Source organism: Pseudomonas sp. FBCC-B35, assembly GCF_059133755.1.
This window is the reverse complement of the sequence record NZ_CP101439.1, coordinates 4,022,264-4,044,574: the sequence shown is the minus strand read 5'-3', so window position 1 is coordinate 4,044,574 and position 22,311 is coordinate 4,022,264. Positions and strand designations below refer to the sequence as shown.

The following is a 22,311-nucleotide window of genomic DNA, read 5'->3' as shown; positions in this document are numbered from 1 at the left end:
GTAAAAAACCGCTGAGCAGATGCGGCACTGGCAGGTTATCGGCGGTAGAATGCGCACCTGTCCCAACCCCCCTCGGATGACCGCCTTGCTTACCGAACAACGTCGCCGCGCCTACCTGTCCGCCATGCAAGTGGTGCACTGGCTGCCGCGCGCCGAGCTGCCGTTCGCCGCGCCGTCACGGCCTGAACTGCTGCTGCCGTTGGCGCCGCCCGAGGACATCGATTTCGAGCCGCCGCCACGCCAGGTACCCGACCAATCGCCTGTCGCCCCCCAGGCCCGTGTCATCGAGCGGCCGAAGATCGAGGTGCCGCGGCCGGGCGCTTCCGCCAAGGCTGCGGCCAAGCCTGTAGAGGCGCCCGAGCAGGCTGCGACACCTCGCCCAGTGCCGGTGCCGCCTCCGCGTTTTGCCTTGCAATTGCTGCGTGCCGGCGATTGCCTGTTACTGGTCGAGCTGGCCACCGGCCAGCCTTTCCAGAGCCGTGACCCGTCCTACCTGCTGCTCAAGGATATGCTGCGCGCCGCCGGCCTGCCCGACGCCCCGCAAATCGTGGGTGAGCCGGTGCGCTGGCCGCTGCTGATGCGCGGCAACATGGACCAGGGCCCGGACGCGGCCCGCGATTTCGTACAGGGTTTTGTCCAGGCTCGCCTGGAGGAAGCGCCCTGCACCTGCCTGTGGCTGGTGGGCATGCCTGCGCTGCGCTTTGCCGCCGGCGCCGACGACCAGGCCTATTATCAAACCCTCAAGCTCGACGGCCTGGGCGAGGCCTGGGCCTTGCCGGGCCTGGAACTGTTGATGGACGAGCCGCAGCGTAAAGCGGACGTCTGGAAAGCCATGCGCCAGCTGATGGCGCGCTGGAAACGCGTTGAATGAGTGACTCGATCAGTTTTCGCCCCATGACCGAGGCAGATCTGGATGCCGTGCTGAAAATCGAATATGCCGCGTTCAGCCACCCCTGGACCCGCGGCATCTTTCTGGATGCCCTGAAATCCTATGAAGTCTGGCTGATGTTCGATGGGCAGCAACAGGTCGGCCACGGCGTGATCAACGTGATCATCGACGAAGCCCACCTGCTCAACATCACCGTCAAGCCGGAGAACCAAGGGCGCGGCCTGGGCCTGCGGCTGCTCGAACACCTGATGTCGCGCGCCTACCAGCTCAACGGCCGCGAGTGTTTCCTTGAGGTGAGGGCCAGCAATCCGGCGTATCGCCTGTACGAGCGTTTTGGCTTCAATGAAATCGGCCGCCGGCGCGACTATTATCCAGCTGCGGGTGGTCGCGAGGATGCGTTGGTGATGGCCTGCACGTTGTTCCCGGACTGAGCCAGCGGCAGGGTGCCGCTGCCGTGACGTGCAGGGGTGGGCCATGTCGAAGAAACGGAGTGTGGTCGCCGCGCTGCTGCTGGCGGTAAATTCAGTGCCCAGCGGGGCCGTGGCCGATGAGCGCGACCTGTGGATGTTCGCCCAGTGGGCAGGTGACCACCCGACGCGGCCTTTTCGCGACATGCTCGTGCAGGCACGTTTGTACGGTGTTGTGCCGATTCATCAGCTCCTGCGCTCGGCCTCGGACTGGAAAGTGTGCCGGGCTTCACCGTTTGCCGTGCCGCCCAAGCAACATTGGCCGGCTGTGCGCGCTACGCTGTCGTTGCTCCGAACACTGGGTGAGCAAGGGGCCTTACCCGATTTCGAAGTGGTCTCCGCCTACCGTGACCCGGGCCTCAACCGCTGTGCCGGCGGGGCGATCGGCAGCGCGCATACACAAGCATTCGCCGTGGATGTCCTGCTGGCGCCTTGGGCCGGCCCCAACCCGCTGTGCCGGTTCTGGCAGCAGCACGGCCAGGCATGGGGCATGGGCCTTGGCCGCTACCCGAGCGGTCGCATCCACCTGGACACGGCCGGCTACCGCACCTGGGGCGGCGATGGCAGCGCGGCGTCATCCTTTTGCAGCAAGCCCAGGTGAGTCAGGCAGCCCTGGCATTCCTGTTTCACCCATTCGGCAAACCGCTGGCGCTTGCCTGCATCATTCAGAGGGCAGGGGCTCAACAGGTGGTAGGCCGAGCCATCGCGTACAAAGCCCAGGGGCGCCTGTAACTGCCCTGTATCGAGTTCGTCACGCACCATCAAGGCGGATGCCATCGCGACCCCCAGCCCTGCGCTGGCCGCCTGAATCGACAGGTAAAAGTGCTCGAAGTCGCTACGCTCGCCCGCGATGGCTGTCTCACCTGTAAGCCGCAGCCAAGTGGCCCAGGCGTCGGGGCGGGTCGCACTGTGCAACTGTCGATGGCCTTGCAGCTTCGGCGACAATGGCGGACGCCCCACAGGGCCAATCCACTCGTCACAGATCTTCTGCTGATGCAGCGTCATGCCCCAATGAAAGTCGTCGCGGCGGATAGCGATGTCGACGCCTGTGCGGGCGAAGTCCAGCGGGCCGCCTGCGGCCACCAGCTGCAATTGAAGATCAGGGTGGGCAGCGTTAAGACGCGGCAGGCGCGGGATCAGCCAGCGCATGGCGATGGTGGGCTCGCAGGAGACGACCAACACCGGATTGTCATCGCTGTCCTTGAGCCGCTGCACTGTGCTTTCGAGCTGTTCGAAGATGGCTTGGGTCGTGGCATGCAGTGCTCGCCCCGCCGAAGTCAGGAACACGGCGCGATTGCGTCGTTCGAACAGCGCCACCTCCAGGCTTTCCTCGAGCAAGCGCACCTGGCGGCTGACGGCGCCATGGGTGACGTGCAGGCACTCGGCTGCGCGGATGAAGCTTTGGGTGGTGGCTGCGACGTCGAAGTAGCGCAAGGCGGCCAGGGGTGGAAGCTTCATGGCAGGGATGGATTCCTGATGGGTGCGGTATGCGCGTAAGGAAAAACCAGCCGATACGCGTGATGAAGCACGATGAAAACTCACCGATTTCACGCACTTTAAATCGTTTTTAGGCGCCTGATAAGCGTTCGATAATGCCTGACCTGTGCATGTTCATCGCCTATCGAGAGTCCATGAATGACTGAAATCTTCGCTGTCGCCTTGTTCACCCTGCTAGCGGTCATCAGCCCCGGCGCCGACTTTGCAATGGTCACCCGATGCAGTTATGCGCAAGGGCGCATTGCTGGCCTGGCCGCTGCCGTGGGTATTGGCCTTGGGGTTCAGGTGCATGTGCTGTACACCGTGCTCGGGCTATCGATCATCGTGACTCAAAGCCCGACACTGTTCTTGTGCATGAAGGCCGTTGGTGCGTGCTACCTGCTGTACCTGGGCTATCGGTCCTTGACCAACACTGTGCGCGTGCGTCTTGACGACAAAGGTGCTGCAGGCGGGGCGCTGCAAGCGCTGCGCACCGGGTTTTTGACCAATTGCCTGAACCCCAAGACCATGCTGTTCGTCATCAGTGCGTTCAGCCAGGTGGTGGAGCAGGGCAGCCCGCTGTGGCTCAACCTGGCCTACGGCGCATTCATGTCGCTTGCGCACTGGGCGTGGTTCAGCTTGGTCGCTGTGTTTTTTTCCAACACCGTATTGCGCAAGGCAATGATCGAGCGGCAAATCATCGCAGACCGGGTGATCGGGGTGGCACTCATTGCGCTGGGGCTGATGGTGGCGATGAGCAGTGTGGGTTGATTGCACCGGCTGCCGAAAACCGCCTGACTTTCTGGCAGGCAAAGAAAAAGGGCTTACCTTGCGGTAAGCCCTTCGTCTTGTTTGGTGGCTACACAGGGACTTGAACCCCGGACCCCAGCATTATGAATGCTATGCTCTAACCAACTGAGCTATGTAGCCGATGGCGCGCATTATTCTCTTGAACGGCCCCCCTGTCAACACGATTTATAAAAAAAATTTACACGCTTTCAAAAACTTAGCGATCGATCGCGTGATGCGTAGTGTTATCCATCCTCTGAAAAGCCCGAATCGTAGGGGTGATCAGCTGCAGTTACGGCCTTTACCTCTTCGTACCGCGCATCCGCTTGATCCTATCTGACGCCCACCACAGGCCTGGGAAAATGGCTGCCAGACTGGATCTGGAAAAAAAGGTAGCTATGTATCTATTTGTATCCCGATAATCGGAGCCCAGCTTTCCGACGGAGATCCAGGCCATGGCCATCCCCAGCGCCGCCCCGGCGTCCACTCAAGCGCAGGCGAGCACCGCTACACCGCTGGTGATGCGCATCATCGGCTTCTGCGCCTTGGCGCACCTGATCAATGACCTGATCCAGTCGGTACTGCCGGCCATCTACCCGATGCTCAAGGCCAATTACGACTTGAGCTTCGCCCAGATCGGCATGATCACCCTGACATTCCAGATCACCGCGTCGCTGCTGCAACCCTGGGTAGGCTTTTTCACCGACCGCCGGCCCACGCCCAATCTGCTGCCCATGGGCACGGTGTGCACGCTGATCGGTATCGTGCTGCTGGCATTCGTCGGCAGCTTCCCGATGATTCTGCTCGCCTCGGCCCTGGTGGGCATCGGCTCTTCGACATTCCACCCCGAAACCTCGCGTATTGCGCGATTGGCCTCCGGAGGCCGCTTTGGCCTGGCGCAATCGACTTTCCAGGTAGGCGGCAACACTGGGTCTGCCCTGGGTCCGTTGCTCGCAGCGGCCATCGTCATTCCGTTCGGGCAAACCCACGTCGCCTGGTTTGGCGTGGCTGCACTGTTCTTTCTCGCCGTGACCCTGATGCTGCGCCGCTGGTACATCGAGCACCTGAGCCAGGCCAAAGCGCGCAAGGCCGTACAGGCTACCCATGGCATCTCCCGCGCACGCGTGGTTGCCGCGCTGGTGGTGCTGGGGCTGCTGGTGTTTTCCAAGTACTTCTACATGGCGAGCTTCACCAGCTACTTCACCTTCTACCTGATCGAGAAGTTCGGCGTTTCGGTCGCCAGTTCCCAGTTGCACCTGTTCCTGTTCCTGGGCGCGGTAGCGGCGGGCACCTTCTTTGGCGGGCCCATCGGCGATCGCATCGGGCGCAAGGCGGTGATCTGGTTCTCGATTCTGGGTGTGGCACCGTTCACCCTGGCACTGCCTTACGCGGACCTGTTCTGGACGACGGTACTGAGCGTGGTGATCGGCTTTATCCTGGCCTCGGCATTCTCGGCCATCGTGGTGTATGCCCAGGAACTGGTGCCCGGTAGCGTAGGCATGATCGCGGGCATCTTCTTTGGCCTGATGTTCGGCTTTGGCGGCATCGGCGCGGCATTGCTGGGCTATGTGGCTGACTTGCGCGGTATCGAATACGTGTACGGGCTTTGCTCGTTCCTGCCCCTGTTCGGGGTGCTGGCGGTATTGCTGCCGAGCACTGGCAAGCGCTGATGATCAACGGGGCAGGGATGCCCCTTGACGCCACAGTCACTGGGGCGATTGACGGTATCGCCTGCTCTGGCCTAGAGTGCCGCCTCTTGCTCACTTTATGCGTAGTAGCCAAAGCAATGCGCCGTTTCCAGTCCTTGCCCTGTTGCCGTCAGCCTGCCCTGGATGGGCTGCGCCGTGCCTGGCCGAGTGACACCGTGCTCAAGCGCCGCCGCAGCGTCCTGTTTGCCTTCACCTTCTCGCCACACCTGAACTGATCAGCATTTGAACAGCGTCCGCCGTGCTGGTGGGTGCGTTTTTGTCTGCACGTCTTATCGGTTTGCTGGGAGTGGTTCATGAACATGCGTTTGCTGGCGGGCTTGCTGTTCGCCGTTTCGGTCGTGGGATTCAGCCTGGGCGCGACCCTGCCGCTGGTGTCGTTGCGTCTGCACGAGGCTGGCGCAGGCACCCTCGAAATCGGGATGATTTCCGCCATCCCCGCGGCCGGCATGATGCTGTCGGCATTCCTGGTGGATGCCTGTTGCCGGTATTTCAAGCGACGCACGCTCTATTTGCTGTGTTTCAGCCTGTGCACGCTCAGCATCGGCCTGCTGGAGCCTGCATTCGCCTCGTTGTGGGGGCTGGCGGTCTTGCGCCTGGCGTTGGGCCTTGGCATGGGTATCGCGATCATTCTCGGGGAATCGTGGGTCAACGAACTGTGCCAGGAACATAACCGCGGCAAGATCATGGCCCTCTACGCCACCAGCTTTACCGGTTTCCAGGTGCTTGGACCGGCGATGCTGGCGGTGCTCGGTGCCCACAGCCCATGGATCACTGGCGTGGTCACGGCCTGCTATGGCCTGGCGTTGGCGTGCATTGTGGTAACGGTTCCCAATGACCGGGTGCTGCACGCTGAAGACGACAAGAGCTTCGGACTGGCCGGCTTCTTCCGCGTGGCCCCGGCCCTGTGCGTGGCCGTGCTGTTCTTCTCGTTTTTCGATGCGGTGGTGCTCTCGCTCTTGCCGGTGTATGCCAGCAGCCACGGATTTGCCGTGGGCGTGGCGGCACTGATGGTGACCGTGGTGTTCGCAGGGGACATGCTGTTCCAACTGCCGCTGGGCTGGCTTGCCGACCGCATCGAGCGCACTGGCCTGCACCTGGCGTGCGGGGTAGTAGCCATGGCCATTGGCATAGGGTTGCCCTGGTTGCTGAACATGACGTGGCTGTTGTGGCCGTTGCTGGTGGTGTTGGGCGCGGTCGCGGGCGGTATCTATACCCTGGCGCTGGTGCTGATAGGCCAGCGTTTCAAAGGGCAGGACCTGGTCACCGCCAATGCCAGCGTCGGGCTGTTGTGGGGCGTCGGCAGCCTGGTAGGGCCGCTGATCAGCGGTGCCGCCATGGACGTCGCGCCCCACGGGCTGCCCATGGCGCTGGCATTGATGGCCGGTCTGTTCGTGTGCTTTGCACGGCAGTCTCATCGGCGTGAGCAGCCGTCGTGCACACCCTCTGAAAACTAGCAGACTTCCGTGCAGGAACGGCCTTGCAGGTTACCCAAGTGATTGCCAACTGGCGCCCCTGACGGCCATGCCGAGACCTAAGCGGCATCGATGTTGACCCAATACCGGGTGTGGTAATCGATACGCACCGGCAGGCTGCGGGCCAGTAGTTGCAGGATCTGATTGGTGTCGGCCAGCTGGTAGGTCCCGGAAACCTTGAGGTTCGCCACCGCTGGCGCGCAGCGCAGCAGGCCGGGGCGGTATCGGTTTAGCTCGGCGACGAAATCCGCCAGCGGCATTTGCCGAACGCTGAGTACACCTTCCGTCCAGCCCCAAGGGTCACTGGGCGGCGTGATGGCCTGATGGCCTCCATTGGCCTGCACGCGCAAGGTCTCGCCGGAATGTACCCGCACTGGCGTGGCACCGGTCATCACCGTGGCTTCGCCCCGGCGCACCGCCACCAGTAAGTCGTGATCGCTCTGGCGCACCAGCAGTTGCCCGTCGAGGGTGCGCAGGGTGGCCACTCGGGTATTGATGAAGAACGGGCGCTTGTCGGCAGGGTTGCTGTCCAGGCTGACTTCACCGCGCAGAAGCGCCAGGCGGCGTTGGCCCGCCGTGAAACGTAGGTCGATGGCACTGGCGGTGTTCAGTTGGATGCGGCTGCCATCGCTGCCTTGCAGTTGTCGGCGCTCGCCGGTGGCCGTGGCACTGTCGGCCAGCAGCTCTGGCAGGCCCAGCGGCTCACGCGCCATCCACCCAAGGCCGCTGCCGACCACCAGCAAGGCCCCCAGCTTGAGCTGGTCGCGCCGGCTGATGCCTTGGCGTTCGCTGCCTTGGAGGGTACGACGGCTGAGGTCCTTGGGCAGCCCGGCGAGCTCATCGCCCAGGTTGCTGACGCGCTGCCAGGCCAACCCATTGTGAGGGTGCAAGGACAACCACCGTTGGAACTGCGCCTGGGCATCCGGGCCGGGGCTGCCGAAGCGTAGCCTGACCAACCAGTCGATGGCCTGGTCGACACGGGCCTGGGCCGGTGCTTGGTCAGGCGTCGGCATAACGCAACCGGTAGCAAGTCTTGAGCGCCTTGGCCAGGTCGCGCTCCACGGTCGCTTTCGAAACGCCTAGCAGCAAGCTGATCTGGATGATGCTCAGCCCGTCCAGTTGCGCATGCAGAAAGGCCTGGCGAGCACGCGGCTTGAGCTGGTGCAGGGCACGGTCGAGCCGCTCCAGGCTATCGAGGATGACCAGCCTGTGTTCTTCGCTCGGGATGTCGGTTTCGGGTAGATGTGCCAGGCTGTCCTGGTAGGCCCGCTCCAGCGCCCGGCGACGAAACTGGTCGATCATCAGGCCACGGGCGATGCTGCTGAGGTAGGCGCGAGGCTCTTTCAAAGGCGAGGTCTGCCGGGCGCGCAACAGCCGCACGAAGGTGTCCTGGGCCAGGTCGGCTGCATGTTCGCTGCAACCGACGCGACTGCGCAGCCAGCCGCGCAACCACGCATGGTGGGATTGGTAGAGCAGGGCGACCTCGGTCGGTTTGAGCGTGTCGGGAAGCTGCATCGTCGCCACGGTCGGTTCCTGTCAGGTGTGATTGTGAATGGTTCTCAATTCTATGCGGGTAGGGCTGTGGCGAGCAATGCTCCCTCAGGAATTACTTGCGCAAGATCTGGCAGTCGGCCGATGAGTGGCTGGGTTAAGCTGGCATCTCCTCTGGTCGATGGAGCCGCTTCAATGTTGATCGACGCCGAACCTGTCGCCTACCGGCAAGCGGCCGAGTACCTGAGTGGGCTGGATGCGGACTGGGCACGGCACATCGCCGCCGTCGGCCCCTGCCGCCACCGTACTACTCCGGGGCGCGAACCCTTCGAGGCACTGGTGAGGTCGGTCGCTTACCAGCAACTGCACGCCCGTGCAGGCGACGCCATCCTTGGACGACTGCTGGCGCTGTTTGGGCCAGGGGTTTTCCCCACGCCCACCCAACTGCTGGCAGCGGACCCTGCCGCCTTGCGCAGCTGCGGCTTTTCGGCCAGCAAGCTGGGCACGGTGCTGGGCATTGCCCAAGGTCGCCTGGACGGTGTCGTGCCAACCCGCGAGCAGGCCCTGGGCATGACCGACGACGAATTGATCGAGCGCCTGGTGACCCTGCGTGGGGTCGGGCGATGGACGGTTGAGATGCTGCTGATCTACAGCCTGGAGCGTCTGGATGTGCTGCCGGTCGACGACTTTGGCGTACGCGAGGGCTATCGGCGGCTCAAGGCTATGGAAAAAGCGCCGACGCCTGCACAGATGCGCGCGTTGGGCGCCGCCTGGCGACCCTATCGCACCATCGCTGCCTGGTACTTGTGGCGGACCTGAGCGCCTGCCGAACTGCACTTAGCCCGGAAGATGAACATGACAACCTATACCACTCCCGAGCAGCGCTGGCAGGCCGTCGCGGCGCGTGTTGCCGAGGCGACGGACCATTTCGTCTATGCCGTGCGCACCACCGGTATCTACTGTTATCCAGGCTGCAAGGCCAGGCTGCCCCTGCGTAACAATCTGGAGTTCTTCGAGTCCCCGGCATTGGCCGAGGCAGCAGGCTACCGCGCCTGCAAGCGCTGCGCGGGCCCGCCTGCCATGTCGGCGCGTACGCGGCGCCTGGTCAGCAGTGCCTGTCGCCTGATCGAGGCGTGCGATCTACCGCCCAGCCTGGCGCAGTTGGGCGAGCGCCTGGCCGTCAGCCCGTTCCATTTACATAGGCTGTTCAAGGCGCAAACCGGCCTTACCCCCAAGGCCTATGCCGAGGCCTTCCGCGCCCAACGCCTCAGGACCAGCCTGGGGCAGGGGCAGGGCTCGGTCACCGATGCCATTTTCGAGGCGGGCTACAACTCCAGCAGCCGCTTCTATGCCGGCGCCGAGCAGCGCCTGGGCATGCCACCACGGCAGTTTCGCGCAGGTGGCGCCGGGGTGACCATCCGCTTCGCCGTGGGCCAGTGCTCGCTAGGTGCCATCCTGGTCGCCCAGAGCGAAAAGGGCATCTGCGCGATCTTGCTTGGCGATGAGCCCGAGGCGCTGGTGCACGCCCTGGAAGACCAGTTCTGCAACGCCGAGCTGGTGGGTGCCGATGCCGAGTACGAACGGGTCGTGGCGCAGGTCATCGGGTTCGTCGAGGCGCCGGCGCTCGGTCTGGACCTGCCGCTGGATGTGCAGGGCACCGTCTTTCAGGAGCGCGTGTGGCAGGCGCTGCGTGAAGTACCTGCCGGCTGCCGGGTCAGCTACAGTGACATCGCCCAGCGCATAGGCGCCCCCAAGGCGGTGCGGGCAGTGGCCAAGGCCTGCGCGGCCAACCGTATTGCCGTGGCCATTCCGTGCCACCGGGTGGTGCGCCGGGACGGCGACATCAGTGGCTACCGCTGGGGGATCGAGCGCAAACGGCAATTGTTGGCACGCGAAACAGCCCTCTCCTGATGGCCCGAAGCGGCGTAGAATCGCTTGCCAGATCGAATTGCAAAGAGGAATGTTCGATGAGGCGTGTCAGCCTTGCCCGCTTTAGTCACAGCCTGATGCTGTTGCTGGCGCTGATCGTGGCAGCGTCCAACCCAGCCTGGTCGGCGCCGGCCCCTGCGGCGACGGCGCAGGCTGCCGCCGACGCACCGGCACTGGACGAAACCGCGACCGTTGACCAGCTCAGCGACCGGTTGGACCAGATTCGCCAGGGCGTCACCAGTGACGCCAACGATGACCTGCTGGCGCAATTGCGCATGGCGGCCGTGCAGGTCCAGCGCCAGGCCGATGCCTTGAGCACCCAGCGTGCAGCCGATGCGCAGAAGGTGGATGACCAGTTGAAAGTCATCGGCCCGGCGCAGCCGGACGAGCCTGCGCCCTTGACCCAGCAGCGCAAGGCGCTGGAGGCCGAGAAGAAAACCCTGATGGCCCAGCAGGACCAGGCCACCAAGCTGACCCAGTCGGCGCGGGACCTGTCCACGCAGATCGTCAACCTGCGCCGCAGCCTGTTCAACTCGCAGATATCCAGCCGGGCAGCGTCGCCGTTGAGCCCTGCGTTCTGGCAGAGCATGATCCGCCCGACCCAGGACGACGTTGCACGGCTGCATGACCTGCGTGGCGAGATCACGGATGCGCTCGACAGTGCCCTGAGCGCCGAACACCGCTGGCTCTTCTTCGCCAGCCTGATCGCCTCGATCCTGGTATGGACCCTGGTGCGAGGGTTGCTGGAGCGGCTGCTGGCCAGGTCCATGGTGCGCTGGTTGCCAGAGGGGCGCTTGCGTCGCAGTGCCTTGGCCGTGGGCGTAAGCCTGGCGACCCTGGGCACCATTGCCGGCTCGGTATCGTTGCTGCGCTGGGGCGTTGAAAGCAGTGCGCAACTGGGTTCGGACCTGGCCAGCCTGACCGACCACATCCTTGCCCTGGTGGTGTTCAGCGCCTTCATTACCGGCCTTGGCCGGGCACTGTTGATGTTGCAGCGCCCCTCCTGGCGTTTGCCGGCGATTGCGGATGAAGTGGCCGAGGCCCTGGGCTGGTTCCCCAAGGTGTTGGCACTGGCCTTGATGGTGATGATGACCCTGGAGCGGGTCAACAGTGTGATCGGCGTCAGCCTGGCCCTGACCGTAGCGGTCAATGGCCTTACCGCTCTGGTGGTGGCGTTGATTTTCGCCGGCGCCCTGATGGCCTACCGCCGTGCTCGGCGTCGGCATGGTATTGACCGGGCAACGGGCCTGGCCGGTTTGATCCCGTTCGTGATGGTGGTGTGGCTGGCTGCGATCCTGCTATCACTGATCACCGGCTACCTGACCCTGGCCTATTACCTGACCGCCAAGCTGCTGTGGGTCAGCCTGGTCGTCACGTGCGCCTACTTGCTCACGACGTTCCTGAGTGATCTGTGCGAAATGCTGCTCTCGCCTCGCCAACCGGGTGGCCTGGCGCTGGCGTCCACGCTGGGCCTGGCACCACGGCACCAGGCGCAGGCGAGCACGGTGCTGGCCGGCATTGGCCGCACCGTCGTGGTGATTCTGGCCCTGCTGCTGACTTTGATGCCGTCGGGCACCAGCCCCAGTGAACTGTTGCTGAGCCTGGGGGACTGGGACGGCACGGGCGGCAAGCTGCTCGGCAACCTGAACATCGTGCCCCAGGACATCGTGCTGGCCCTTGGCATCCTGGCTGGCGGGATGCTGGCCATTCGTGTGGTCAAGCGCTGGTTGAGTGAACGCCTGCTGCCGGAAACCGACATGGACGCCGGCATGCGCGCCTCGCTGGTCACCCTGGTGGGTTACCTGGGCTTCCTCTTCCTGGCCATGCTGGTGATGTCGACCCTGCACATCAACCTCACCAGCCTGACCTGGGTGGTGAGTGCCTTGTCGGTCGGTATTGGTTTCGGCCTGCAGCAGATCGTGCAGAACTTCATCTCCGGCCTGATCCTGCTCACCGAACGCCCGGTCAAGGTGGGCGACTGGGTGAGCTTGGCGGGTGTCGAGGGAGATATCCGTCGTATCAATGTGCGCGCCACCGAGATCCAGATGTCGGACCGCTCCACTGTGATCGTGCCCAACTCGCAGTTCATCTCCCAGAACGTGCGCAACGTGACCATGGGTAATGCCCTGGGTGTGGTCGGTATTACCCTGACCTTGCCCCTGGACACTGACGCCAACCGGGTCCGTGAGCTACTGCTGACCGCCTTCCAGGAGCACGAGGCCATCCTCGAAGCACCGGCGCCATCGGTGTCGTTCAAGGACCTGACCAATGCGGGCATGGTAATTGGCGTCAGCGGTTATGTGGCAGGACCGCGGTTGGTGGGCGGGGCCCGCAGTGACCTGCTGTTCACCATTCTGGGGCGCCTGCGCGATGAAGGTATCGCCCTGTCGGCGCCGCAGAGCATGGTGCTGCTGCAGGACGGGCAACGCCTGGACGACGCTGAAAAAGACGCGTGACCTATGGGCTGCCTGGCAGCCCATCTTGACGTGCGTACACCACCAGCCGAAGGTGCCGGTCTTCATCGACGGTCAGCGAGGTATGCTCGAACGGCTGGGCCTGCCCATCAATGACCAGTTGGCGCACACCGCTGCAGGGCGCGTGCACGTCGTGGGTGCGCCAGCCGGCCTTGAAGGCTGGCGAGACGTGCTCCAGTTCGTCCACCAACGCGTGGATATCGGCCTCTTGCGTGGCCCGGGCAAAGTCGCGGCGAAAGCTTGCCAGCATCAGCGGGGCCTGGCTGTCCCAGTCGTGCAAGCGCCCATGCACTGTTGGGTCGGTGAACAGCAGCCAGAGCAGATTGCGCCGCTCAGGCGGGTGCTCGGCGAACCCGAACAGTGCGTCGGCAGGCCCATTGGACCCCAGCACATCCCAGCGCAGGTTGAGGACGAAGGCCGCGTGCGGCAGGTCGTGCATCAAACGCCGTACCAGCGACGGCAAGACACACCAGGTCTTGCCTGGCTCAGCGGGTGGACGGGCATGTGCCAACAGGAACAGATGGCGACGCTCGGCGGCATCGAGTTTCAATACCCGCGCCAGGTTGTCCAGAAAACTGGCCGACACGCCGATGTCGCGGCCCTGCTCCAGCCAGGTGTACCAGGTCAGTCCGACACCCGCGAGCGCGGCAACCTCTTCGCGTCGAAGCCCAGGTGTGCGCCGGCGGCCGCCGCTTGGCAAACCGACGTCCTCGGGCGACAGGCGCTCGCGCCGCGAGCGCAGGAAGTCGGCCAGATCGGATCGTGTACGTTGCAGCGTTCGCATGGCGTGTCTCGTTGCTTTGAGTAATAGCATAAACGGTTAAATTGTAATGGGTTACGGGCCATCCCAGAATGCCTGTGTCTAAATTCTGGAAAGGCACGATGAACGCCAATACTCCTCTCCCATTAACGCCTACACATCGCCTTGGAAGCCCGCCGTGGGTAGGTCTGTCGGTACTTTTGCTGGCAGGCTTCGTGACGATCTTCGACCTGTTCGTGGTCAACGTCGCCATCCCGAGTCTGCAGACCGGGTTGAATGCAAGCTTCGCGCAAATCGGTTTCATCGTGGCCGGCTATGAGCTGGCGTTCGGCGTGTTGCTTATTACCGGGGGGCGCTTGGGGGACGTATTTGGCCGTCGCCGGTTGTTCATCGTCGGTATGGCAGGGTTTACCGTGGCATCGGCGTTATGCGGCCTGGCGCCCAGTGCTGCTTTTCTGATCAGTGCGCGGGTTGTACAGGGGCTGGCCGCCGCGCTGTTGTTCCCTCAGGTCTATGCTTCGATCCGGGTCAACTTCGATGCCCAGGACAGCCGTCGCGCGTTCGGCTTGCTGGGGATGACGCTGGGGCTGGCTGCCATAGCGGGGCAGGTGCTGGGCGGCTGGATGGTGCATGCTGACCTGTTCGGATCAGGCTGGCGCAGCATCTTTCTGATCAATGTGCCTATTGGGTTGCTGGCCATCGTGGCGGCGCGCTACATCCCCGAGAGTCGCGCCCCCCAGCGCCCGGACCTGGACTGGGCAGGCGTGGCGCTGGTCAGCCTGGGCCTGGCATTGCTGCTTGTGCCGCTGATCGAAGGACCGGGGCAGGGGTGGCCTGCCTGGAGTTTCTGCGCGCTCGGCCTGGCACTGGCCTTGCTCGCGCTGTTCAAGCGACAGCAGGAACGGCGACGAGCGACCGGCAACTTGCCATTGGTGGATATGCAACTGCTGGCGCAGCGTCGCTTTGCACTGGGTGCGCTACTGGTGCTGGTGGTCTATTCCACATCCAGTTCCTTCTTTCTGTGTTTCGCCTTGTTGATGCAAAGCGGGCTGGGTCTGGATCCCTTCACGGCCGGCAGCATCTTCGCACCCTGCAGTGTTGGTTTCGTGCTGGCATCGCTCGCTGCCCCGCGGCTGGTTGCGCGCTGGGGAATACGTGCCATCGTGGCAGGGGCATTGCTGTATGCCCTATCGATCGGGTTGCTCATTGCCCAGGTGCAGACGGCAGGCGCGCAGTTGGTAGCCGTTCGGCTGATCCCGGTACTGATCGTGGTGGGGGCGGGCCAGGGGTTGGTGATGACCCCTTTGCTCAACCTGGTGCTGGCCTTGGTTGACGAAGCGAAAGCGGGCATGGCCTCGGGCGTGATCTCAACCGTGCAGCAGGTCGGTGCGGCGCTGGGGGTGGCCGTAGTTGGGATTTTCTTCGCGGCGGCCCTGCCAGGGGCGGAGGGCTCATTCGTTCAGGCCGGTCAGTATGTGCATGGGTTTGTGGCTGGCATGCTCTACAACCTGGGTGCCGCAGTGATGGTGATCGCCTTGCTGGTGATGCTGGCAGGCGAGCAGCGGTCTGGGGGAGGTGAGTAGGCACAATGCACCGGTGCCATGCTCTTGCTTTTTCCGGGCTTGAATAAAAACAGGAGCGTTCGGCAGGCCCTCGATTGGGCTACTGAACGCTCCTGCTTGTTTACGCCGTGGTTGTCAGCGGATCAGACGTTGAAGCGGAAGTGCATCACGTCGCCATCTTTGACGATGTAATCCTTGCCTTCCAGACGCCACTTGCCGGCTTCCTTGGCGCCGCTCTCACCCTTGTACTGGATGAAATCGTCATAGGCCACGACTTCGGCACGGATGAAGCCTTTCTCGAAGTCGGTGTGGATCACCCCGGCCGCTTGTGGGGCGGTGGCGCCTACGCGCACGGTCCAGGCACGTACTTCCTGCACGCCGGCCGTGAAGTAGGTCTGCAGGTTCAGCAACTCGTAACCGGCACGGATTACACGGTTCAGGCCAGGTTCTTCCAGGCCCAAGGCCTCGAGGAACATGTCCTTTTCCTCACCGTCGTCCAGCTCGGCGATTTCCGCTTCGATCTTGTTGCACACCGGTACGACCACAGCGCCTTCTTCTTCGGCGATGGCCTTCACTACGTCCAGGTGCGGGTTGCTCTCGAAACCGTCCTCGGCGACGTTGGCGATGTACATCACCGGCTTGCTGGTCAGCAGGTGGAAGCTGCGGATCAGGGCCTTTTCGTCGGCGCTCATGTTCTTCATCAGGCTGCGCGCTGGCTTGCCTTCGGTGAAGTGCGGGATCAGCTGTTCCAGAATGGCCTTCTGCGCCAGGGCTTCCTTGTCGCCACCCTTGGCGTTGCGGGCCACTTTCTGCAACTGCTTTTCGCAGCTGTCGAGGTCGGCAAAGATCAGTTCGAGGTCGATGATCTCGATGTCGCGCTTGGGATCGACGCTGTTGGAAACGTGAATCACGTTCTCGTCTTCGAAGCAGCGCACCACGTGGGCGATGGCGTCGGTTTCGCGGATGTTGGCGAGGAACTTGTTGCCCAGGCCTTCGCCTTTCGAAGCACCGGCCACCAGGCCTGCAATGTCGACGAATTCCATGGTGGTGGGCAGAATGCGGTTGGGCTTGACGATTTCAGCCAGCGCATTGAGGCGCGCATCGGGCATGGGCACGATACCGCTGTTCGGCTCGATGGTGCAGAAAGGGAAGTTCTCTGCCGCGATGCCAGACTTGGTCAGGGCGTTGAACAGGGTGGACTTGCCGACGTTGGGCAGGCCGACGATGCCGCAATTGAAACCCATGGGTATTCCCCTCTCTAAAGGAAATCAGGCCTTCTGGCTGTGCAGCTCGCGCATCGCCTTGGCGAAGTCGCCAGCGAGCACGTCCGGCAGCACACCGAGGGCAAAGTCGATGCTGGCGTCGAGCTTCTCCTGCTCGGCACGCGGTGCGCGGCCCAGGACGAAGTTGGAGACCAGCTTGGCATCACCTGGATGGCCAATACCGAGCCGCAGGCGATGGAAGTCGTTCTGGTTGCCGAGCTGCGCGATGATGTCGCGCAGGCCGTTGTGCCCACCATGGCCGCCGCCGCGCTTGAGCTTGGCAACGCCGGGAGGCAGGTCGAGTTCGTCATGCGCCACCAGTATGGCCTCCGGCTTGATCCGGAAGAAATTGGCCAACGCCGCCACGGACTGGCCGCTACGGTTCATGTAGGTGGTGGGGATCAGCAGGCGAACATCGTTACCCTGATGGCTGAACTTAGCCGTCAGGCCGAAATATTTCTTGTCAACGGTCAGCGAGATGCGCTGGGCGCTGGCAATGCGTTCAACGAAAAGAGCCCCTGCGTTATGCCGGGTCTGTTCGTATTCGGGGCCGGGGTTACCCAGGCCGACGATCAACTGGATGGCGGTCACGTCAGGGGCTCTTCCTTGGAGTTGGTGGGTTACAGGGCGCGCGGCACTGTAACCCGATCAACGCCGGCGTGCGAGTGGATTACTCGGCAGCGCCTTCTTCCTCAGCTTCAGCGGACACGCGTGGGGCGTGAACGTTGGCAACTGCTTTGTCATCACCGTGGGCCAGAGCGACGAACTCTACGCCTTTAGGCGCTTTCAGGTCCGACAGGTGGATGATGGTGCCGATTTCAGCATTGGCCAGGTCGACCTCGATGAACTCAGGCAGGTCTTTGGCTTCGCAGGAAACTTCCAGCTCCGACTCAACGTGCGAAACTTCGCCGCCTTTCTTGACCGGGCCTTCTTCGTTGATGAAGTGAACCGGTACCTTGGCGGTCAGTTTCTGGCCGGCAACGACGCGGATGAAGTCGGCGTGCATGATGAACTGCTTGGCCGGGTGGCGCTGCATGGCCTTGATGATGACGTTCTGCTTGACGCCGTCAACGTTCAGTTCGATGACGTGGCTGAAGGCAGCTTCGTTTTCGAACAGCTTGGTGATTTCCTTGGCCACGATGGTCAGGGATTGAGCTTCTTTATCACCACCGTAGACTACGGCTGGGATGCTGGCGGAGTGACGCAGGCGGCGGCTCGCACCTTTCCCCAGGTCAGTACGCGCTTGGGCGTTCAGAGTGAAATCAGTCATTTTGTTTCTCCAAAATAGCCCCCCGAAGGCGTTTGCGACCAGCGCCAACGGGGATGGCAAAAAAGCCCCGCCCCAGCGGATATGCTGGGGCGGGGCGCTTTTCGTCAGCGTGCGTTCCGCTTAGCGGAACATCGCGCTGATCGATTCTTCGTTGCTGATGCGGCGAACCGCTTCGGCGACAACCGGTGCGATATCCAACTGGCGGATACGGTCACAGGCTTGAGCAGCGGCGGACAGTGGAACGGTGTTGGTCACCACCAGCTCGTCCAATACCGACTTCTCGATGTTCTCGATCGCGCGGCCCGACAGGACAGGGTGCGTGCAATAGGCGTAAACCTTGGCAGCGCCGTGCTCTTTCAGGGCTTTGGCCGCATGGCACAGGGTGCCGGCGGTGTCGACCATGTCGTCTACCAGGATGCAGGTGCGCCCTTCGACGTCGCCGATGATGTGCATCACTTCGGAGTGATTGGCCTTTTCACGGCGTTTGTCGATGATACCCAGGTCGACACCCAGGGACTTGGCGACAGCGCGTGCGCGCACGACACCACCGATGTCCGGGGAGACGATCATCAGGTTCTCGAAACGCTGGTCTTCGATATCGTCGACCAGTACGGGCGAGCCGTAGATGTTGTCGACCGGGATATCGAAGAAACCCTGGATCTGGTCAGCGTGCAGGTCGACGGTGAGTACACGGTCGATACCCACGACAGTGAGCATGTCAGCGACGACTTTGGCGCTGATGGCTACACGTGCCGAACGCGGACGGCGGTCCTGGCGGGCGTATCCGAAGTAAGGAATCACGGCGGTGATTCGGGAAGCTGAGGAGCGGCGGAAGGCGTCGGCCATCACTACCAGTTCCATCAGGTTATCGTTGGTCGGTGCACAGGTCGGCTGAATAATGAAGACGTCTTTACCGCGGACATTTTCATTGATCTCAGTGCTGATTTCGCCGTCGGAGAATTTACCGACAGAGACGTCACCGAGAGGGATATGCAGCTGACGTACGACACGCCGAGCCAGATCGGGGTTAGCGTTCCCCGTAAAGACCATCATCTTGGACACGCGCAGTACCTGAAGGCTGAGGGTATACCTGGATGAGTATAAGGAAAATGGCAGGGGCGGCTGGATTCGAACCAACGCATGGCAGGATCAAAACCTGCTGCCTTACCGCTTGGCGACGCCCCTGTATCTGTTGCTGCGAGCGCTAGGCACTCGACTTCTTGACCAGACTTTGCAGCTTGCGATGCAACATCGAAATATTGCTTCCTTTCGCCACAAACCCTGTTTGGGTCGCTGAAAGAAGGGCCAGAACTTTATCAGCTTCGGCTTTGCTTGGGAAGGCCCCAAACACACAACTTCCAGTTCCGGTTAGTCGAGCCTCTGTGAACTTCCCCAGCCAATTCAGCGCGTTGCGAACTTCCGGGTAATTCTGCTCTACCACCGGTTGGCAGTCATTTCGACTGTTTCCCTTGGGAACGGGGCGCATCTTAAGTGGGAGAGAATCACGTGTCAACTGCGGATGTGAAAAAATTTCTGCTGTGCTTACAGACACTTGCGGAACCAGCACCACATACCACGGCTGTTCCGGATCGACCGGCGTGAGCTGTTCGCCCACCCCCTGGGCAAAGGCGGCATGCCCGCGCACGAATACCGGGACATCGGCACCCAGGCCGAGGCCTAGGGCCGCCAGGCGATCTTCATCCCACTCCAGCTGCCACAAGTGAGCAAGGCCAAGCAGGGTGGTGGCGGCATCCGAGCTGCCGCCGCCGATGCCGCCGCCCATCGGCAGCACCTTGTTCAGCCAGATGTCCGCGCCCAGGGGCGTGCCCGATTGGGCCTGCAGTTGGCGAGCGGCACGCACGATCAGGTTGCTGTCATGGGGCACGGTATCGAGGTCGCTGTGCAGGCGGATGACACCGTCTTCCCGCACGGCGAAGCTCAGCTCGTCACCGTGGTCGAGAAACTGGAAGACCGTTTCGAGTTCGTGGTAGCCATCGGCACGGCGGCCAATGATGTGCAGCCACAGGTTCAGCTTGGCCGGCGCGGGCAGGGTGAGCGCTTGCATCGACTCAGTGTCCTAGCTGGCGGGGCTGCCAGTCCTTGACCACCAGGGTCACGTCCAGGTCCTTGCCGTGTAGCTTGAGGCGTTCGGGCAGCCAGTAACCGTTGTGCTCGGCATAGCTCAGGTACTCGACCTGCCAGCCGTCCTGTTCGAGGCTGGCCAGGCGGCTGTCGCCGTCGAGGGTCAGCTTGCTCTTGGTATCCGGTGCTGGCAGGCCGCGCACCCACCAGACCAGGTGGGAAACGGGCAGCTTCCAACCCAGTTGTTCTTCCAGCAGCGCTTCGGGGCTGGTGGCTTCGTAGCGGCCCTGGTTAGCCACTTCCAGCACCACGGCGTCAGGCCGGCCGGTCAGGCGTGCGGCCCCACGGCCCAGTGGCCCGGCCAGGCGAATGTCGAAATAGTCCTGGCGCTGCAGCCAGAACAGGGTGCCACTGCCTGAGTCGCGTGGGGCACGGATGCCCACCTTGCCGTTGATCTGCCAGCCGTCGAGGCTGCTCAACTGCTGTTTGTGGGCACGCCACTGCTGCGGGTCGCCGTGGCCCTGCAGGGCCTCGCGGCTGCCGATGCCGGCGCAGCCGGCCAGGAGGGCGATGAGGGTGAAGGTAACGAAGTGGCGCAATAGCATGGTCTTAAAGGGTCTCGGATCCGGTCAGGCGTAGGAGGGTCTTGCGCAGCACAGGGCTGTCGGCCTGGGCTTCGAAGCCCTTGGCCCACACTTGGCGGGCTTCGCGCCGCTTGCCGTTGGCCCAGAGCACCTCGCCCAGGTGGGCGGCGACTTCATGGTCGGGGAAGCTGGCGAAGGCCTGGCGCAGGTAATCCTCTGCTTTGTCGAGGTTGCCCAGGCGATAGTTCACCCAGCCCAGGCTATCGAGCACCGCCGGATCGTCCGGGGTCAGCTGATGAGCCTTGTCGATCAGGGCCTGGGCTTCGGCGTAGCGGGTGGTGCGGTCGGCCAGGGTATAACCAAGGGCATTCAGGGCCATGGCGTTTTCCGGCTCACGGGCAATGATGGCGCGCAGGTCCTTTTCCATCTGAGCAAGGTCATCGCGCTTTTCGGCGAGCATGGCACGGGTGTAGAGCAGGTTGAGGTCGTCCGGGTAGCGCTGGATGGCTTGTTGCAGCACCTGGCTGGCCTGGGCGTCCTTGTTGTTGTTGCTATAGCTTTCCGATTCGATCAGGAAAAGCTGAATCGCGTAGTCGGGCTGGGCCTCGCGGGCTTCGGCCAACAGGCGAGAGGCTTCGGTGCCTCGGCCGTTGGCGATCAGGATGTCGGCCTGGCGCAGTTGCGCGGCCAGGTAATCGGGCCCTGGCCCTACCAGGGCGTATTGGCGCAGGGCACCTGCCGGGTCGTGGCGCTCTTCGCGGATACGGCCAAGGTTCAAGTGCGCGGCATCGGTGTTGCTGTCGCGTTCGACCAACTCCTGCAGGTAGCCTTCGGCTTCGTCCCACTCCTTGTTCTCAAGGCACACCAGCGCCAGGGAATAGCGCAGCTCATCGTCCTCGGGATACTGCTGGACCAGGCTGACGAATTCACCCTTGGCGTCGGCAATGCGGTCCTGTTCGACCAAGGTCCGGGCATAGGTGAGCCGCAGGCGCTTGTCGTCGGGGTTGTCGCGAATCGCCTTGCGCAGCAGGGGGAGGGCTTCAGGGCCACGGTCCAGGGCTTGCAGCAAGCGAGCGCGCAGCAGGATGGGTGCGATTTCGCCGTTTTGTGGCGCGTGCGATTCGAGCAGCTCAAGCGCCTCTTCGGCCTTGCCGTCCTGGTTCAGCAGCAAGGCCTTGCCGAAGATCAACTGACCGTTGTCGGGGTACTTGGCCAACAGGCGTTCGAAGCTTTGTAGCAGACCGTCGCGTGTGCTCTGGTCGGTTTCGGCAGCCGACAGGGCCAGAAAATCGAAATGGGTATCGCCCTGGCCTTGCAGGACTTTTTCCATATAGGCCATGGCATCGTCATAGCGGCCTGCGCGGGCCAGCTGGATGGCGGCGGCGCGTTGCGCATCGAGGTTCTGCGGGTCGTTGCGGGCCCAGATGAGGGCATTGTCCAGCGCCGGTTCATCGGCGCCCAGGTATTCGGCAATGCGGTAGGCGCGCTCGGAGACGCCTGGGTCCTGGGTTCGCGCGGCCTCGTCGGTGTAGTTGGCCAGGGCGATGTCGAAGCGATTGCGTTGCCCGGCGAGCTCGGCTACCAACAGGTTATAGAGCGTATCCTGCTTGAACGAGCCGTACACCATGGGCTTCTCGGCTTCGGGTTTGCCGACGTCGGCGGCAGCCGGCTCGGCCTTGTGCGCGGGCAGGCTCTGGCAACCCTGGAGCAGGGCGAAGGCAAGCAGCAATGCGTAGGGTCTGTTCATAGAGGGCTTTAAAAAGGACTCACCGGCGGTGGGAGCATGATGACACAAGCGTTAGGGCAAACCCACCTGCAAAGGTCGTGGTTTACAGGCTGGGTGATGCAGAGTGGGACCGCGGGATGGGGGAGAGGTTCGAAGGGGCTTCTGACGCAATGACCCAGCCCCTGCCTGTAATTTTATGGCCTCGGAAGTCGGAAATGGCAGAACCAAGCGCCATGAAAAACGTGATGTGCGGAGTTAGGGGTCGTTCCCGTTTCACATGGGCCATTGACCAGGCGCGGACCAAGCGTATTCTTCAACTTCTGTAGCTGTCATACTCCGGGGAATTTTTCTTTACTCAGGTTTCACTGG

22 protein-coding genes and 2 tRNA genes are annotated in these 22,311 nt (G+C 62.9%); 11 read left to right on the top strand and 13 right to left on the bottom strand.

What is annotated here, in order from left to right; all coding sequences use genetic code 11:
- Window positions 1-85 precede the first annotated feature (85 nt).
- From NMB38_RS18390 to NMB38_RS18380, 3 genes are read left to right on the top strand one after another with little or no spacing between them, the layout of a single operon-like run.
- Window positions 86-871 (top strand): hypothetical protein, encoded by a 786-nt coding sequence (locus tag NMB38_RS18390; RefSeq protein ID WP_027915466.1) that lies wholly within the window; start codon window positions 86-88, stop codon window positions 869-871.
- Complete coding sequence (gene rimI, locus NMB38_RS18385; protein ID WP_023533216.1) at window positions 868-1,320, top strand: ribosomal protein S18-alanine N-acetyltransferase; 453 nt, start codon at window positions 868-870, stop codon at window positions 1,318-1,320. Before NMB38_RS18390 ends, rimI begins: the two co-directional genes overlap by 4 nt.
- A gap of 43 nt (window positions 1,321-1,363) precedes the next feature.
- Complete coding sequence (locus tag NMB38_RS18380) at window positions 1,364-1,957, top strand: D-Ala-D-Ala carboxypeptidase family metallohydrolase (protein WP_198528902.1); 594 nt, start codon at window positions 1,364-1,366, stop codon at window positions 1,955-1,957.
- On the opposite strand, the gene NMB38_RS18375 is transcribed toward NMB38_RS18380, so the two are convergent.
- Window positions 1,897-2,814, bottom strand: coding sequence for a LysR substrate-binding domain-containing protein (locus NMB38_RS18375; RefSeq protein ID WP_028688093.1), 918 nt, complete (start codon window positions 2,812-2,814; stop codon window positions 1,897-1,899). The genes NMB38_RS18380 and NMB38_RS18375 overlap by 61 nt on opposite strands.
- 177 nt (window positions 2,815-2,991) lie before the next feature.
- Here NMB38_RS18375 and NMB38_RS18370 point away from each other — a divergent pair, with 177 nt between their 5' ends.
- Window positions 2,992-3,603 carry a LysE family translocator gene (locus NMB38_RS18370; RefSeq protein ID WP_028688094.1) on the top strand — a complete coding sequence of 204 codons (612 nt, stop codon included), beginning with the start codon at window positions 2,992-2,994 and terminating at the stop codon, window positions 3,601-3,603.
- Between the two features lie 82 nt (window positions 3,604-3,685).
- Here NMB38_RS18370 and NMB38_RS18365 read toward each other — a convergent pair.
- Window positions 3,686-3,762: transfer RNA gene (locus tag NMB38_RS18365), tRNA-Met, on the bottom strand.
- 314 nt (window positions 3,763-4,076) lie between these two features.
- On the opposite strand from NMB38_RS18365, the gene NMB38_RS18360 reads away from it, so the two are divergent.
- The 3 genes from NMB38_RS18360 to NMB38_RS18350 all read left to right on the top strand — a co-directional run bounded on the left by NMB38_RS18360 (window position 4,077) and on the right by NMB38_RS18350 (window position 6,784).
- Entirely contained in the window at window positions 4,077-5,291 is a 1,215-nt protein-coding gene (locus NMB38_RS18360; protein ID WP_027915462.1) for an MFS transporter, read from the top strand.
- Window positions 5,292-5,407: 116 nt separating this feature from the next.
- Window positions 5,408-5,545, top strand: coding sequence for a hypothetical protein (locus tag NMB38_RS18355; protein ID WP_165919232.1), 138 nt, complete (start codon window positions 5,408-5,410; stop codon window positions 5,543-5,545).
- 78 nt (window positions 5,546-5,623) lie between these two features.
- Window positions 5,624-6,784: an MFS transporter gene (locus tag NMB38_RS18350; protein ID WP_028688096.1), complete on the top strand. Its 1,161-nt coding sequence runs from the start codon at window positions 5,624-5,626 to the stop codon at window positions 6,782-6,784.
- 77 nt (window positions 6,785-6,861) lie between these two features.
- Here the strand turns inward: NMB38_RS18350 and NMB38_RS18345 are convergent, their stop codons facing one another.
- Together NMB38_RS18345 and NMB38_RS18340 are read right to left on the bottom strand one after the other, a co-directional pair.
- Complete coding sequence (locus tag NMB38_RS18345) at window positions 6,862-7,815, bottom strand: FecR domain-containing protein (protein WP_027915460.1); 954 nt, start codon at window positions 7,813-7,815, stop codon at window positions 6,862-6,864.
- Complete coding sequence (locus NMB38_RS18340) at window positions 7,802-8,317, bottom strand: sigma-70 family RNA polymerase sigma factor (RefSeq protein ID WP_027915459.1); 516 nt, start codon at window positions 8,315-8,317, stop codon at window positions 7,802-7,804. Before NMB38_RS18340 ends, NMB38_RS18345 begins: the two co-directional genes overlap by 14 nt.
- 171 nt (window positions 8,318-8,488) lie before the next feature.
- On the opposite strand from NMB38_RS18340, the gene NMB38_RS18335 reads away from it, so the two are divergent.
- The 3 genes from NMB38_RS18335 to NMB38_RS18325 are packed head-to-tail and all read left to right on the top strand — an operon-like array spanning window position 8,489 to window position 12,678.
- Window positions 8,489-9,112, top strand: coding sequence for a DNA-3-methyladenine glycosylase family protein (locus NMB38_RS18335; protein ID WP_028688097.1), 624 nt, complete (start codon window positions 8,489-8,491; stop codon window positions 9,110-9,112).
- 36 nt (window positions 9,113-9,148) lie between these two features.
- Window positions 9,149-10,204, top strand: a complete 1,056-nt coding sequence (ada, locus tag NMB38_RS18330; RefSeq protein WP_490805865.1) for a bifunctional DNA-binding transcriptional regulator/O6-methylguanine-DNA methyltransferase Ada — start codon at window positions 9,149-9,151, stop codon at window positions 10,202-10,204.
- Window positions 10,205-10,260: 56 nt separating this feature from the next.
- Entirely contained in the window at window positions 10,261-12,678 is a 2,418-nt protein-coding gene (locus tag NMB38_RS18325) for a DUF3772 domain-containing protein (RefSeq protein ID WP_049695424.1), read from the top strand.
- 1 nt (window position 12,679) lies between these two features.
- Here NMB38_RS18325 and NMB38_RS18320 read toward each other — a convergent pair whose 3' ends face one another.
- Window positions 12,680-13,480 (bottom strand): helix-turn-helix transcriptional regulator, encoded by an 801-nt coding sequence (locus tag NMB38_RS18320; RefSeq protein ID WP_254286872.1) that lies wholly within the window; start codon window positions 13,478-13,480, stop codon window positions 12,680-12,682.
- A gap of 98 nt (window positions 13,481-13,578) precedes the next feature.
- On the opposite strand from NMB38_RS18320, the gene NMB38_RS18315 reads away from it, so the two are divergent.
- Complete coding sequence (locus tag NMB38_RS18315; RefSeq protein ID WP_254286871.1) at window positions 13,579-15,039, top strand: MFS transporter; 1,461 nt, start codon at window positions 13,579-13,581, stop codon at window positions 15,037-15,039.
- A 122-nt stretch (window positions 15,040-15,161) separates the two neighbouring features.
- Here NMB38_RS18315 and ychF read toward each other — a convergent pair whose 3' ends face one another.
- The 8 genes from ychF to NMB38_RS18275 form a co-directional block, all read right to left on the bottom strand.
- Window positions 15,162-16,262, bottom strand: a complete 1,101-nt coding sequence (ychF, locus tag NMB38_RS18310) for a redox-regulated ATPase YchF (protein ID WP_027915453.1) — start codon at window positions 16,260-16,262, stop codon at window positions 15,162-15,164.
- A gap of 24 nt (window positions 16,263-16,286) precedes the next feature.
- On the bottom strand, window positions 16,287-16,871 hold the full coding sequence (pth, locus tag NMB38_RS18305) for an aminoacyl-tRNA hydrolase (RefSeq protein WP_027915452.1): 585 nt from the start codon (window positions 16,869-16,871) through the stop codon (window positions 16,287-16,289).
- A gap of 79 nt (window positions 16,872-16,950) precedes the next feature.
- Window positions 16,951-17,550: a 50S ribosomal protein L25/general stress protein Ctc gene (locus tag NMB38_RS18300; RefSeq protein WP_023533244.1), complete on the bottom strand. Its 600-nt coding sequence runs from the start codon at window positions 17,548-17,550 to the stop codon at window positions 16,951-16,953.
- 120 nt (window positions 17,551-17,670) lie between these two features.
- Entirely contained in the window at window positions 17,671-18,612 is a 942-nt protein-coding gene (locus NMB38_RS18295; RefSeq protein ID WP_003247410.1) for a ribose-phosphate pyrophosphokinase, read from the bottom strand.
- A 48-nt stretch (window positions 18,613-18,660) separates the two neighbouring features.
- Window positions 18,661-18,735, bottom strand: a tRNA-Gln gene (locus NMB38_RS18290).
- A gap of 19 nt (window positions 18,736-18,754) precedes the next feature.
- Complete coding sequence (gene ispE / locus NMB38_RS18285; RefSeq protein WP_028688101.1) at window positions 18,755-19,615, bottom strand: 4-(cytidine 5'-diphospho)-2-C-methyl-D-erythritol kinase; 861 nt, start codon at window positions 19,613-19,615, stop codon at window positions 18,755-18,757.
- 4 nt (window positions 19,616-19,619) lie between these two features.
- Window positions 19,620-20,237: a lipoprotein insertase outer membrane protein LolB gene (gene lolB, locus NMB38_RS18280; RefSeq protein ID WP_023533208.1), complete on the bottom strand. Its 618-nt coding sequence runs from the start codon at window positions 20,235-20,237 to the stop codon at window positions 19,620-19,622.
- A 4-nt stretch (window positions 20,238-20,241) separates the two neighbouring features.
- Window positions 20,242-21,963, bottom strand: a complete 1,722-nt coding sequence (locus NMB38_RS18275; protein ID WP_027915449.1) for a tetratricopeptide repeat protein — start codon at window positions 21,961-21,963, stop codon at window positions 20,242-20,244.
- Between the last annotated feature and the right edge of the window lie 348 nt (window positions 21,964-22,311).

Bases quoted from the DNA above. Each gene is read 5' to 3' on its own strand.
- ychF (WP_027915453.1), bottom strand. From the start codon at position 16,262: ATGGGTTTCAATTGCGGCATCGTCGGCCTGCCCAACGTCGGCAAGTCC.
- NMB38_RS18320 (WP_254286872.1), bottom strand. From the start codon at position 13,480: ATGCGAACGCTGCAACGTACACGATCCGATCTGGCCGACTTCCTGCGC.
- NMB38_RS18370 (WP_028688094.1), top strand. From the start codon at position 2,992: ATGACTGAAATCTTCGCTGTCGCCTTGTTCACCCTGCTAGCGGTCATC.
- NMB38_RS18355 (WP_165919232.1), top strand. From the start codon at position 5,408: ATGCGCCGTTTCCAGTCCTTGCCCTGTTGCCGTCAGCCTGCCCTGGAT.
- rimI (WP_023533216.1), top strand. From the start codon at position 868: ATGAGTGACTCGATCAGTTTTCGCCCCATGACCGAGGCAGATCTGGAT.
- NMB38_RS18340 (WP_027915459.1), bottom strand. From the start codon at position 8,317: ATGCAGCTTCCCGACACGCTCAAACCGACCGAGGTCGCCCTGCTCTAC.
- NMB38_RS18300 (WP_023533244.1), bottom strand. From the start codon at position 17,550: ATGACTGATTTCACTCTGAACGCCCAAGCGCGTACTGACCTGGGGAAA.
- NMB38_RS18315 (WP_254286871.1), top strand. From the start codon at position 13,579: ATGAACGCCAATACTCCTCTCCCATTAACGCCTACACATCGCCTTGGA.
- NMB38_RS18335 (WP_028688097.1), top strand. From the start codon at position 8,489: ATGTTGATCGACGCCGAACCTGTCGCCTACCGGCAAGCGGCCGAGTAC.
- NMB38_RS18345 (WP_027915460.1), bottom strand. From the start codon at position 7,815: ATGCCGACGCCTGACCAAGCACCGGCCCAGGCCCGTGTCGACCAGGCC.
- NMB38_RS18275 (WP_027915449.1), bottom strand. From the start codon at position 21,963: ATGAACAGACCCTACGCATTGCTGCTTGCCTTCGCCCTGCTCCAGGGT.
- NMB38_RS18360 (WP_027915462.1), top strand. From the start codon at position 4,077: ATGGCCATCCCCAGCGCCGCCCCGGCGTCCACTCAAGCGCAGGCGAGC.
- NMB38_RS18380 (WP_198528902.1), top strand. From the start codon at position 1,364: ATGTCGAAGAAACGGAGTGTGGTCGCCGCGCTGCTGCTGGCGGTAAAT.
- lolB (WP_023533208.1), bottom strand. From the start codon at position 20,237: ATGCTATTGCGCCACTTCGTTACCTTCACCCTCATCGCCCTCCTGGCC.
- NMB38_RS18375 (WP_028688093.1), bottom strand. From the start codon at position 2,814: ATGAAGCTTCCACCCCTGGCCGCCTTGCGCTACTTCGACGTCGCAGCC.
- ispE (WP_028688101.1), bottom strand. From the start codon at position 19,615: ATGCAAGCGCTCACCCTGCCCGCGCCGGCCAAGCTGAACCTGTGGCTG.
- NMB38_RS18325 (WP_049695424.1), top strand. From the start codon at position 10,261: ATGAGGCGTGTCAGCCTTGCCCGCTTTAGTCACAGCCTGATGCTGTTG.
- ada (WP_490805865.1), top strand. From the start codon at position 9,149: ATGACAACCTATACCACTCCCGAGCAGCGCTGGCAGGCCGTCGCGGCG.
- NMB38_RS18350 (WP_028688096.1), top strand. From the start codon at position 5,624: ATGAACATGCGTTTGCTGGCGGGCTTGCTGTTCGCCGTTTCGGTCGTG.